The sequence below is a fragment of the Streptomyces sp. NPDC038213 genome, from assembly GCF_055600495.1.
Window position 1 is genome coordinate 325,665 of the sequence record NZ_JBVJYM010000004.1, and the last position, 12,665, is coordinate 338,329.

The 12,665-nt window shown below is 75.5% G+C and carries 7 protein-coding genes; 3 read left to right on the forward strand and 4 right to left on the reverse strand.

Features of this window, described 5'->3' with window-relative positions:
- Positions 1-59: 59 nt before the first annotated feature.
- The 4 genes from ACZ7JZ_RS08685 to ACZ7JZ_RS08700 all read right to left on the reverse strand — a co-directional run bounded on the left by ACZ7JZ_RS08685 (position 60) and on the right by ACZ7JZ_RS08700 (position 8,043).
- Positions 60-2,837, reverse strand: a complete 2,778-nt coding sequence (locus ACZ7JZ_RS08685) for a SpoIIE family protein phosphatase (RefSeq protein WP_470934869.1) — start codon at positions 2,835-2,837, stop codon at positions 60-62.
- Positions 2,834-5,002, reverse strand: a complete 2,169-nt coding sequence (locus ACZ7JZ_RS08690) for a SpoIIE family protein phosphatase (RefSeq protein ID WP_470934872.1) — start codon at positions 5,000-5,002, stop codon at positions 2,834-2,836. Before ACZ7JZ_RS08690 ends, ACZ7JZ_RS08685 begins: the two co-directional genes overlap by 4 nt.
- A gap of 83 nt (positions 5,003-5,085) precedes the next feature.
- Positions 5,086-6,432 carry a radical SAM protein gene (locus tag ACZ7JZ_RS08695; protein WP_470934875.1) on the reverse strand — a complete coding sequence of 449 codons (1,347 nt, stop codon included), beginning with the start codon at positions 6,430-6,432 and terminating at the stop codon, positions 5,086-5,088.
- Between the two features lie 141 nt (positions 6,433-6,573).
- Complete coding sequence (locus ACZ7JZ_RS08700) at positions 6,574-8,043, reverse strand: Gfo/Idh/MocA family protein (RefSeq protein WP_470934878.1); 1,470 nt, start codon at positions 8,041-8,043, stop codon at positions 6,574-6,576.
- 193 nt (positions 8,044-8,236) lie between these two features.
- Between ACZ7JZ_RS08700 and ACZ7JZ_RS08705 the strand changes: the two genes are divergently transcribed.
- The 3 genes from ACZ7JZ_RS08705 to ACZ7JZ_RS08715 all read left to right on the forward strand — a co-directional run bounded on the left by ACZ7JZ_RS08705 (position 8,237) and on the right by ACZ7JZ_RS08715 (position 12,645).
- Positions 8,237-10,081: a serine/threonine-protein kinase gene (locus tag ACZ7JZ_RS08705; RefSeq protein ID WP_470934881.1), complete on the forward strand. Its 1,845-nt coding sequence runs from the start codon at positions 8,237-8,239 to the stop codon at positions 10,079-10,081.
- 69 nt (positions 10,082-10,150) lie between these two features.
- A complete protein-coding gene (locus ACZ7JZ_RS08710; protein WP_470934884.1) occupies positions 10,151-11,242 on the forward strand; it encodes an S-(hydroxymethyl)mycothiol dehydrogenase in 1,092 nt (363 codons plus the stop codon).
- Positions 11,243-11,340: 98 nt separating this feature from the next.
- Positions 11,341-12,645 carry an alpha/beta fold hydrolase gene (locus ACZ7JZ_RS08715; RefSeq protein WP_470934887.1) on the forward strand — a complete coding sequence of 435 codons (1,305 nt, stop codon included), beginning with the start codon at positions 11,341-11,343 and terminating at the stop codon, positions 12,643-12,645.
- Positions 12,646-12,665 lie beyond the last annotated feature (20 nt).

Consider the following 12,665-nt stretch of genomic DNA (forward strand, 5'->3'; position numbering starts at 1 on the left):
GGCCCCGGCGGGACGCCCGGCCCCGGTGCCGGGAGGTCCGGGCACGACGGGGCCGCCCGTCACCAGGCGGTGTCCTCGAAGGAGTCCAGGTCCGGCAGCGCGGCCGCCGGCTCCGCCCGGCCCCGGACCCTGCCGTTCAGCGGCAGCTCCGCCCAGATCACCTTGCCGCGGTCCGTGTAGCGCGTCCCCCACCGGTCCGCGAACTGCGCGACCAGGAACAGCCCGCGCCCGCCCTCGTCCGTGGTCGCCGCGTACCGCAGGTGCGGCGAGGTGCTGCTGCTGTCGGACACCTCGCACACCAGGGCCCGGTCGCACAGCAGCCGCACCCCGATGGGCTCGCCCCCGTACCGGATCGCGTTCGTCACCAGCTCGCTCAACACCAGCTCCGCCGTGAACGCGACCTCCTCCAGCTCCCAGGCCGCCAGCTGCGCGGAGGCGGCGTTGCGGATCCGGGAGACGGCCGCCGCGTCCGCGGGCACCTCCCAGCGGGCGATCCGCTCGGCCGCCGTCCGCCGGGCGGCGGCCACCAGCAGGGCGATATCGTCGCTCGGCGCCCGCACCAGCAGCGCCGCCAGCACGTCCGCGCAGGTCTGCTCCGGGCTGCGGTCCGCCCGGGCCAGGGCCGAGCGCAGCAGCTCCAGCCCGGTGTCGAAGTCCCGGCTGCGGTCCACGAGCAGGCCGTCGGTGAACAGCACCAGCCGGGCGTCCGCAGGCAGCTCCAGCTCCGTGGACTCGAAGGGCATCCCGCCCAGCCCCACGCCCAGCGGCAGCCCCGCCGGCACCTCCGGGAACTCCACCCGCCCGTCCGGGTACACCAGCGCCGGCCCGGGGTGCCCCGCGCTGGCGAGGGTGCAGCGCCCCGAGGTCGGGTCGTACACGGCGTACAGGCAGGTGGCGCCGGTGATTCCGGGCTGCTCCCCACCCGCAGCGCCCGCCGCGCCGGACTCCCCGGCGCCTGCCCCGGCCCCGGTGCCCGCCCCCGCACCGCTCCCGTCCCAGGGGACCTGCTGGTCGATGCGGTCCGTCAGCTCGTCGAGGTGGCCCAGCAGCTCCTCCGGCGGCAGGTCGAGGGTGGAGAAGTTGTGCACGGCCGTCCGCAGCCGGCCCATCGTCGCTGCGGCGTGCAGCCCGTGGCCCACCACGTCGCCCACCACCAGCGCCACCCGCGACCCCGGCAGCGGGATCACGTCGAACCAGTCCCCGCCCACCCCCGGCTTCGCCGGCAGGTAGCGGAAGGCCACGTCCACCGCGCTCAGGTCCGGCAGCACCCGCGGCAGCAGGCTGCGCTGGAGGGTCACCGCCATGGTGTGCTCCCGCGTGAACCGGCGGGCGTTGTCGATCGAGACCGCGGCCCGCGCCGCCAGCTCCTCCGCGAAGGACAGGTCCTCCCCGGTGAAGGGCTCCGGCGTGTCCGCCCGCCAGAAGTTCGCCATCCCGAGGACCACCCCGCGGGCCTGCAGCGGTACGGCCAGCAGCGAGTGCAGCCCGTACTCCAGGGCCTCGCGGGTGCCCTCCGGGTCCTGGGCCCGCCAGCCCGCCGCCACCGACAGGTCCGGCTCCAGCACCGCCCGCCCCGTGTCCAGGGCCGCCGCCATCGGCGTGGTCGGCACCACGAAGCGGATCAGGTCCCCTACCGGCTGGAGCGGGCTGTGCCCGCGGATCCCGGACAGCGCCGCCCGCCGCATCTCGGTGAGCGCCCCGCCGCCGGGCTCCTCGCCCCGCAGCACCGGCTCCGGCATCTCCACGGTCACGAAGTCCGCGAACCGCGGCACCGCGACCTCCGCCAGCTCCTCCGCGGTCCGCACCACGTCCAGCGTGGTCCCGATCCGCACCCCCGCCTCGTACAGCAGCTGGAGCCGGCTGCGGGCGATCTCCGCCCGCCCGGAGAGGGCCGAGAGCTCGGTGGAGTCCCGCAGGGTGGTCACCGTGCCCGAGGACTGGCCGCCGTACAGCTGCGCGGGGCGCACGTTCACGGCCAGCAGCCGGTCCCCGGCCAGGTGCACCTCGTCGGTCGCCGACCGCCCCGACAGCAGCAGCGAGGCCATCCGCGGGTCCAGGCCCAGTTCGCCGACGTGCCTCTTCTCGGCGTCTTCGGGCAGGTCCAGCAGCCGCCTGGCCTCGTCGTTGGCCAGCAGCAGCCGGTGGTCCGCCCCGATGATCAGCACGCCCTCCCGCACGGCGTGCAGCACGGCCTCGTGGTGGGCGTTCATCCGCGCCATCTCGGCGGCGCCCAGGCCCATGGTCTGGCGCCGCAGCCGCCGGCTGACCAGGGCCGCCCCGCCCACGGCCAGCACCACCGCCCCGCCCGCGGCCCCCAGCAGGAGGGGGAGCTGCTCCTCCACGGCCTCGCCGACGTTGCGGACCTCCACGCCCGTGCCGACCAGGCCGATCACGGACCCGTCGGCCCCCCGTACGGGCACCACGGCCCGCACGGCGTCGCTGGGCTCCCCGTGGAACACCTCCGTGAAGGAGCGCCCGGCGACCGCCCGCGACAGGTCACCCGTGGCCCGTACGCCGATCAGCTCGGGCCGGGAGTCGGTGTAGCGCACCCCGTCCGTGCCCATCACGGCCACGAAGTCCACGCCCGAGCCCCGGCGGGCCGCCTCGGCGCGGGCCTGGAGCGCCGCCGTCGGGTCCGGTGAGCGCAGGGCCGCCTCCAGCCCCGGGGCCTGCGCGAAGGCCTCGGCGGCGGCCAGGGAGCGGTTGCGGGCGTCGCCCTGGCTGTCGCTGCGGGCCTGGAGCACCAGGGCCAGCACCGCGACGGCCACCACGATCAGCACGATCACCGCCTGGAGGGCGAAGACCTGCCCGGCCACGCTGTCCCGGCGGCGGGTCACGGCGGGCTCCCGGTGCCGCCCGATCCGTCGGCCGCCCCGGCCCCGCCCGCCGCCCCGGCCCCGTCCGCGGCGCCCGGGGGGCGGCTGCGGGCGATCAGCAGGGCCACGTCATCGGGGTCCTGCGGATGCCGCAGTGCCCGCAGCAGCAGGTCGCAGGTGTCCTCCAGCGCCCGCGCCGGATCGTCCAGCAGCCCGCACAGCACCGCCAGCCGCTCGTCGATCGGGTCGTGGCGGGTCTCCACCAGCCCGTCCGTGTACAGCACCAGCTGGTCCCCGGGCCCGAAGGGCACCCCGACCGTCTCGAAGGGCACCCCGCCCACCCCCAGCGGCGCCCCCGTCGGCAGCTCGACGAGCTCCGCGGCCCCCGAGGCCCGCAGCAGCACGGGCGGCAGGTGCCCGGCGTTCGCGATGCGGCACTCGCCCCGCTGCGGGTCGTACACGACGTACGTGCACGTGGCGATGTAGTGCTCCAGCCCCGAGGTGATCTTGTCCAGGTGCCGGAGCACCTGTTCGGGCGGCAGGTCCAGGTCCGCGAAGGCGCAGGTGGCCGTGCGCAGCCGGCCCATCGTCGCCGCCGCGTCGATCCCGCTGCCCATCACGTCGCCCACCACCAGCGCCGTCTTGTCCCCGGCCAGCGGGATCACGTCGTACCAGTCCCCGCCGACCTCGCTCGCGCCCTGCGCCGGCTGGTAGCGGGAGGCCACCTCCAGCCCCTCCGGGTGCGGCGGGTGCCCCGGCAGAAGGCTCCGCTGGAGCGTGACCGCGGAATTGCGCACGCTCTGGTACCAGCGGGCGTTGTCGATCGCCACCGCCGCGCGGGCCGCCAGCTCGCACGCCAGCACCGTGTCGGCCTCGTCGAACGGCAGCGGGTTCGAGGACCGCTTCAGGTCCAGGGCGCCCAGCACCTCCCCGCGCGCGATCAGCGGCACCGCCAGGTACGAGTGCACCCCCGCCCGCCCCAGCATCCGGGCGGCCTCGGCGCTGCGGGCGATCCGCGGCAGGTCCTCCTCGCGCACCCGGGTGATCCGCTCGGGCCGTCCGGTGTGCACGCACCGGGTGACCAGCCGGTCCGCCCCGTACATCGCGGGCTCGCCCACCGGGTCGGCCGCCGCCAGCGCCTCCGTGGGGGAGGAGGCCTTCACCGCCAGCGCCCGGAACAGCTCCGGACCGTAGTCCGGCGCCCCGGGGCGCCGGCAGGACAGCACCGAGTCGAGCACGTCCACCGCCGCCACGTCCGCCAGCTCCGGCACCGCCACGTCCGCCAGCTCCCGCGCCGTCTGGTCCACCTCCAGGGTCGTGCCCACCCGCGCCGAGGCGTCCGCGATCAGCGCCAGCTGCCGCCGCCCCCGCTCCGCGTCGATCGCCGCCTGGTGCCGCTCGGTGACGTCGACCACCGAGGCCGCCACGCCCAGCACCCGGCCCTGCGCACCCTCCAGCCGGAAGTACGACACCGACCAGGCGTGGTCCTCGTCCGGATCGGCGGGGGTGCGGCCCACGGTGTACCAGTCCAGCAGCGGCACCCCCGTCTCCAGCACCCGGCGCAGCGCCGCCTCCGCGGCGGCCGCGTCGACCGACGGCAGCGCGTCCCGGATCCGGCGCCCGATGTGCTCCGCCGCCGGCATCCCGTTGATCCGCTCCAGCGCCGGATTGACCAGCACGTACTTCAGCTCCGCGTCGAAGACCGCCAGCCCGATGGGGGACTGCGACACCAGCCGCTCCGACAGCGCGAGGTCGGTCTCCACCCGCTGCACGGTCGCGTGGTCCGCGGCGATACCGAGCGCGTACACGTCCCCGTAGGCGTCGGTCAGCCGCATGTTGCGGAACTCGACCAGCCGCGTACGGCCGTCCGCGTGGCGGATGGGGAAGGCGCCCGCCCAGCTGTCCCCGCTGGTCAGCACGGTGCGGAACAGCTCGACCACCTGCACCAGCCGGTCCTCGTGCACCAGCAGCCGCCCCGCGTGCCGCCCCAGCGCCTGCGCCGCCGTGTACCCGAACAGCTCGGCGGCCTGCGGGCTCCAGAAAACGATCCGGCCCTCGGCGTCCAGGACCACCGCCGCGACGCCGAGCACGTCGAGCAGGCCCCGCGGCTCCGGCGGCGGAGGACCGGACCGCCGGCCCGCTCCGCCCCCGCCCGCCTCCCCGGCCCGGAAGGATTCGGCTGTCACCCGTGACTCCCTGCCTCTGTTCCTTCCATGCTGCGCCCGGTCGGGTGCCCGGCGCAGCCCGGGAGGCGGGGGCGGGCCGCCCGTCAGCCGGCGGAAGGGGCCGCCGCTTCCCCGTCCTGCGCCGGCAGGCTGTCCATGAAGGAGCTGACCGAGAACACCGCCCGGCCCGGTCCCGGCGGCCCGTACCCGGGCGGGGAGCTCAGCCCGAACTCCGCCATCGTGGACCGGTAGGCCTGGAGCAGCCGGATGTGGTACTCCAGCGGCGCCCCCTCGGGGTTCGCCTTCCCCAGCGGGGTGGTCGGCTCCGGGCACCAGGTCGTGAACCGCGGGGTGATGCCGTGGCCCATGAAGTACCGCAGCCCTTCCACGGTCGAGTCGATGGCCTCGCCGACGTCCGTGAACCCGAACGGCCCGGCCATCTCGACCCCCGCCACGAAGTTCGGGATCACGTTGCGCGCGCCGAAGACCTCCGCCGAGTCCAGGATCCGCCGGTGCCACTCGTCGCGGCCCACGTACCGCTCCTTGCCCGGGCAGTACAGCTCGAAGAGCCGCCGGTCCCACACCTCGTAGTTCGGGTGGTAGATCCGGATCCCGTAGTCGTGGAAGCGCTGCACGTCCGCCTTGGGCAGCGCCTGGGCGACGACCTTGCCGATCCACCGGCCCGGGAAGCGCTCCTCGATGGCCTGCGCGTACTGCCCGTAGAAGTCCGCCTCGTCCTTCCCGCCGACCTTCGAGGTCACGGCCCCGCCCGTCAGCGTGTACGCCGTCGACGTGCGCGCCGTGTCGTACCTGTCGATGATCTCCAGGGCCTCCAGCACCTCCTCGACCGGTTTGACCCCCGTGTACGGGCGGCCCGCCGCCTTGTGCTGGCGCCAGTTGTGGTTGATGTCGCAGTACTGGCACTCCTCCTTGGCGCCGAAGTACTGGCACACCCGGAACACCGTCAGGTAGACGAGGTAGCCCCACTGGATGGTCGGGGCCACCTCCATCACCGACTTGCCGCCCGCCAGCGTGTGCCGGTAGTACTCCGGCATCGGGGGCAGCCCGACGTCCGCGATCCGCAGCCCGTCCAGGTACAGGCCGAGCACCCCGTCCGCGTCCGGCTTCACGCGGTACGGGGAGTCCGGGTTGACCCGCACCGACACCACCGTGCGGCGCAGCCCGTACGGGCCGCCGGTCAGCACGACCTCCTCGGGCGGGCGGCGCAGCGCCGCCGCGCCCAGTTCCGGAAGCGTGCGGTGGTCGAAGGAGAAGATGAAGTACGACTTCGGCTTCACCTCGCCCGCGGCCCCGTCCGCGCTGTCGGTCAGCGCGGACTCGTCGAACGCGATCCCCCCGCGCAGCAGGTCCTCCTTGATCACCGCCTCCGGCGGGACCTCGGGGAACCTCCCCATCAGTTCTTCGACCAGATCGGTACGGCGGGTGGTCATCTGAGCCCTTTCGTGGATGCGGGTGCTCCTGACCGCCACGCTAGCCCGACCCGCCGCCGTCCTGATCGACCCCCGGGAGGAGACCGGGCTCCGCCCAGCGCAGTAGGACCCCGCCCGCCCCCGGGGCCGGCGCCCCGCCCGCTACGCCGGTTTCGCCGAGTCCAGGCCGGGGCGGGAGCGCCGCCACTCGCCGCGGGTGAAGTCCGGCACCTCCTGGGGCGCACCCCCCGCGCGCAGCGAGGCGTGGCTCAGCGGGACCGGCGCGGACCAGGCGGCCGCGTCGTACACGTCGAAGTCCGGGACCAGCCCCAGCTTCATGCACTGCACCAGCCGGAACAGCATGAGGTAGTCGATGCCCCCGTGGCCCCCCGGCGGGTTCGCGTGCTCCTTCCACAGCCAGTGGTCGTACTCCGCGGCGTACGCCGAGAAGTCCGCCCACACGTCGTCCTTGTGGTCGGGCTCCAGATAGATCCGCGGCGGGTAGTCCTCGAACACCCCGCGGGTCCCGCCCAGGCTGTTGATCCTGCTGTACGGGTGCGGGGTCGACACGTCGTGCTCCAGCCGGATCAGCCGCCCCTTGGCCGTCTGCACCATCGTGACCGTGCGGTCGCAGCCCACGTACGTCTCCGACCGGCTGGGGTCCCCGGCCGGGGTGTGCGCCTCCCGGTACTCGGCCAGCCCGCGGGCCGCCGTCCCGAAACTGCTCAGCGAGACCAGGCGGTCCCCGCGGTTCACGTCCAGGTAGCCCGCCACCGGCCCGAGGCCGTGCGTCGGGTACAGGTCCCCGCGCAGCCGCGTGTGCCACTGGCGGCGCCACGGGCCCTCGTAGTAGGTCGGCGAGAACATCTGCGCCCGCAGGTCGTGGTTGTACGCCCCCGCCGCGTGCAGCAGCTCCCCGAACTTCCCGGCGTGCGCCATCCGCAGCACCCGCAGCTCGTTCCTGCCGTAGCAGCAGTTCTCCAGCTGCATGCAGTGCCGCCGGGTCTGCTCGGACAGGTCCACCAGCTGCCACAGCTCGTCGAGCTCCATCGCCACCGGGCACTCCACCCCGACGTGCTTGCCCGCCAGCATCGCCGCCCGCGCCATCGCGAAGTGCGACTCCCACGGGGTGGCCACGTACACGAGGTCCACGTCCCCGCGCGCGCACAGCTTCTCGTAGTCGTCCTCGCCGCTGGTGTACAGCGCCGGCGCCGGCCGGCCCGCCGCCTGCGCCTGGCGCACCGCCCGCTCGGCCTTCGACCGCACCGGATCGCACACCGCCGTCAGCCGCACGTCGGGCAGGGAGAGGAACAGGTCCGCCATCACCCGGCCCCGGTTGCCCAGCCCGATGATCCCGACCCGCACGGTACTCCGCCCCTCGAAGGGGACCCCGGCCATCGTGGCCCGCACGGACCGTGCCCCGGGCACCGCCCCCGCGGGGTCCGCGGACCCGCCGGGCGCCGGCCCGGCCGCGGCCGCCGCCGCAGCCCCCGGCCCGGCGATCCCCAGCCCCGCGGCCCCCGCCACGCCCGCCGTGGTGCGCAGCACCGAACGGCGGCTCGGCCCCGCTTGCGCACCCGTCCCCGCGTCACGCCCGGCACCCGCCCCGGACCCTTCGGCTGCACTGTCCACATGACCTCCCGCTGCTGGTGCCCGCCCGGCCGGCCCCTTATCCCGGATCACCGTCCCGGTACGGACCATGGCCGCTGTCCTTCCGCTCATACAAGGGCGCCTCCCGGCCGCCCGGCGGGTTCCGGCACGCGCGTCCCGCCCGCCGGACCACCCGGCTGGAGCAGCGCTGCGCCGCCTCGTACGATGACGGCCCATGAACACCAGTGAGGCCGGCAGACGGCTGGTCGACGGCCGCTTCGAACTGATTTCCCCCCTGGGCAGCGGAGGCATGGGCACGGTGTGGCGCGCCCGCGACATCGCCCTGCACCGCGAAGTGGCCCTGAAGGAAGTGCGGCCGCTCGACCCGGCTCTCGAACAGGCGCGCCCCGACCTCTCCGCCCAGCTGCGCGAGCGGGCCCTGCGCGAGGCCCGGGCCCTGGCCCGGCTCGCCCACCCGAACGTGGTGACGATCCACCACATCGTCGAGCCCGCCGACGGCTCCGCCCCCTGGCTCGTGATGGAGCTGGTCACGGGCGGCTCCCTCTACGACCGGCTCGCGCAGGGCCCGATGCCCGTCCCCGAGGTGCTCCGGCTCGGCCGCGACGTGCTGTCCGCCCTGCGCGCCGCCCACGCGGAGGGCGTGCAGCACCGCGACGTCAAGCCCGCGAACGTCCTGCTGCGGCCCGACGGCAGCGCCGTCCTCACCGACTTCGGCATCGCCGTGCTCCGCGAGTCCACCAGCCTAACCGCCACCGGCGACCTGGTGGGCTCGCCCGAGTACATCGCCCCGGAGCGGATCCGCGGCGAGGAGGGCAACCCGGCCTCCGACCTGTGGTCCCTCGGCCTGATGATGTACGCGGCCGCGGAGGGGACCCACCCCTTCCGGCGGGCCACCGGCCTGGCCACGGTCGTGGCCGTCCTCGACGAGCCCATCCCGGACCCCGTCCGCTCCGGCCCCCTGACCGGGATCCTCACCGAACTCCTCGTCCGCGACCCCGCGTCCCGCCCCGACGGCACCCGCCTGGCCCGCCTCCTGGACGAGGCCGCCGCCGCGGCCGGACTCCCGGCCGCCCAGCCCTTCGCGAAGGGTCCCGCCGCGCCGTACGCCGCCGGGTCCGCGGGCCCGGGCACCCCGGTTCCCGGCGCCCTGCCCACCGCGTACGGGCCCTCCTCCGGCTTCCCGTCGGCGGCGGTCCCGCCCGCCGCGGCCCACCAGGCGCCCGGCGGCCCCGGCCACTTCGGCCCGCCCACCCCGGCCGCCCCCCTCGGCAACCCGTACGCGCCCGGCGCCCCCGGCAACCCGTACGGCAGCACCGCCGCCGTACCGCACCCGGCCCCCGGCAGGCCCCGGCGCCGCCCGGCCCGTACCGCGCTGCTCGCCGCCGCCCTGGTCGCCGCGGCCGGCTTCGCGGCCTTCCAGTGGCTGCCCACGGGCGGCGACGGGGACGGCGGCACCGGCGGCAGCAAGGCCAAGAGCCCCTCGACGGCCTCGTCCCCTGCCGGCGGCGGCCCGGCCCGCGCCGCCACCGCGGGCACCACCACCGGGACCGCGGCCGGCACCACCGCCGGACCGGACGGCGGGGACACGGAGACGGACGCCCCCGACGCCGGGGGCAGCCTCATCACCCCGGCGAGCGTCCGCGCCGCCGTCGAGGCCTTCCGCAAGGAGAGCGGCACCACCTCGTTCGTCGAGATGACCGTCTACGACGAGTACATCCTCGCCTCCATCCCCACCAAGCCCGGATCCGGGCTCTACGACCGCTACCGCTTCGACGGAGAGGACGCCGCCAGCCGCTTCGGCCCCGGCGGCACCGTCGACCGGGAGAAGCCGCTCATCGACATGGCCAAGATCGACTGGGACATCCTCCCCGCCCTCATGGCCCGCTCCCAGAAGGAACTGGGCGTGGACAAGCCCACGTCGCGCTACGTCATCGTCGCGCCGTGGCTCTTCGACAGCGCCAGCATCTCCGTGCGCCCGTACCTCACCGGCGAGCACGGCGAGGGCGGGTACGTCCACGCCGACGAGAAGGGCCGGGTCAAGAAGGTCTATCGCAGCTGACCCGGCGCGCCACGGCCCCGGGCCTGCTACGTTCGAACGTTCCGGTCGGATCCGACGAAGGTGGTAGACGTGACGCATTCCGTACGCGGTGTCATCGCACGGGCCAAGGGCGCCCCCGTGGAGACGGTGACGGTCCTCGTGCCGGACCCGGGTCCGGGCGAGGCCCTGGTCCGGGTCCAGGCCTGCGGGGTGTGCCACACCGACCTGCACTACCGCGAGGGCGGCATCAACGACGAGTTCCCCTTCCTCCTCGGCCACGAGGCCGCCGGCGTGGTCGAGGCGGTGGGCCCCGACGTCACCTCCGTGGCCCCCGGGGACTTCGTCGTCCTCAACTGGCGCGCGGTGTGCGGGAGCTGCCGGGCCTGCCGGCGCGGCCGCCCCTGGTACTGCTTCGCCACCCACAACGCCGTCCAGCGCATGACCCTGGAGGACGGCACCCCGCTCGCCCCCGCCCTCGGCATCGGGGCCTTCGCCGAGAAGACCCTCGTCGCGGCCGGGCAGTGCACGAAGGTGGACCCGGCGGCCGCCCCCGCCGCCGCCGGACTCCTCGGCTGCGGGGTGATGGCCGGCCTCGGCGCCGCCCTCAACACCGGCGGCGTGGGCCGCGGGGACTCGGTGGCCGTGATCGGCTGCGGGGGAGTGGGCAGCGCGGCCGTCGCGGGCGCCGCCCTCGCCGGGGCGGGCACGATCGTCGCCGTCGACCTGGACGAGCGCAAACTCGCCCTGGCCCGCGGCCTGGGCGCCACGCACACCGTCAACGGCCGCACCGAGGACGTGGTCAAGGCCGTGCAGGAGCTCACCGGCGGCTTCGGCGCCGACGTGGTCATCGACGCCGTCGGCCGCCCCGAGACGTACCGGCAGGCCTTCTACGCCCGGGACCTGGCCGGCACCGTGGTCCTCGTCGGGGTGCCCACCCCCGAGATGCAGCTCGAACTGCCCCTGCTCGACGTGTTCGGGCGCGGCGGCTCCCTCAAGTCCTCCTGGTACGGGGACTGCCTGCCCGAGCGGGACTTCCCCGTGCTCGTCGACCTGTACCTCCAGGGCCGGCTCGACCTCGACGCCTTCGTCTCCGAGACCATCCCCCTCGACGGGGTCGAGGAGGCCTTCGCCCGGATGGAGCGCGGCGAGGTGCTCCGCTCGGTGGTGGAGTTCCCGGCCTGACCCCCGCGCACCGGGCCGCTCCCCGCATCCCGCGCGGAGCGGCCCGGTGCATAGACTCCCCGGTACCGACGAGTGCCCGCGTGACCAGGGAGACCCCCGTGACCAGCAGCTACCGACAGCCCGGAACCGTCCTCACCGACCACCGGTTCACCGTCCCGCTGGACCACGCGGCCCCCGACGGGGAGCAGATCGAGCTCTACGCCCGCGAGGTCACCGCGAGCGGCCGGGACCCGCAGGACCTGCCCTGGCTGCTGTACCTGGAGGGCGGCCCCGGCTTCGGCGCCCGCCGCTTCACCGGCCGCCAGGCCTGGATCGGCCGCGCCGTGCAGGACTACCGCGTGCTCCTCCTCGACCAGCGCGGCACCGGCCGCTCCACCCCCGCGGGCCGCCAGACCCTCCCGCTGCGCGGCACCCCCGCCGAACAGGCCGCCTACCTCGCCCACTTCCGCGCCGACTCCATCGTCAGGGACTGCGAGGCCATCCGCCCCGCCCTCACCGGCGGCGCCCCCTGGACCGTGCTCGGCCAGAGCTTCGGCGGGTTCTGCACCACCCACTACCTCTCCGCCGCCCCCGAAGGCCTCGCCGCGGCCCTCGTCACCGGCGGCCTGCCCTCCCTCGACGCCGACGCCGACGCGGTCTACCGCGCGGCCTTCCCCCGCATCGAGCGCAAGAACCGCGCGCACTACGCCCGCTACCCCATGGACGCCGAGCGGGCCCGCCGGATCGCCGCCCACCTCGCCGAACGCCCCGCGGAGCTGCCCGGCGGGCACCTCCTGACCGTCGAGGGCTTCCAGTCCCTCGGCATGCTCCTCGGCACCGGCGACGGCAGCCACCAGCTCCACTACCTGCTGGAGAACGCCTTCGTGCGCACGGCCTCCGGCCCCGAACTCGCCGACGGCTTCCTGGAGTCCGTACGCGCCCAGCTCTCCTTCGCGGGACACCCCCTGTACGCCCTGCTGCACGAGGCCATCTACGCCCAGGACCCGCAGCGCCCCACCGGCTGGGCCGCCGAGCGCGTCCGGGCCGGATTCCCGCAGTTCGACGCCGGGAAGACCCTGGCCGGGGACGAGCCGCTGCTCTTCACCGGCGAGACCATCCACCCCTGGCACTTCGGGACCGACCCCGCCCTCGCCCCGCTCCGCGAGACCGCCCACGCCCTGGCCGCGCGGACCGGCTGGCAGCCCCTCTACGACCGGCAGCGCCTCGCCGCCAACGAGGTCCCGGCCGCCGCCGCGGTCTACCACGACGACATGTACGTCGACACCGCGCACTCTCTGGACACCGCGGCGGCCGTGCGGGGCCTGCGGACCTGGGTCACCGACGAGTTCGAGCACGACGGGGTCCGGGCGGGCGGCCCGCGCGTCCTGGACCGGCTGCTGGCGCTCGTCCGCGACGAGGTCTGACCGGCCCCCCGGAGCCGGGA

Bases quoted from the DNA above. Each gene is read 5' to 3' on its own strand.
- ACZ7JZ_RS08695 (WP_470934875.1), bottom strand. From the start codon at position 6,432: ATGACCACCCGCCGTACCGATCTGGTCGAAGAACTGATGGGGAGGTTC.
- ACZ7JZ_RS08705 (WP_470934881.1), top strand. From the start codon at position 8,237: ATGAACACCAGTGAGGCCGGCAGACGGCTGGTCGACGGCCGCTTCGAA.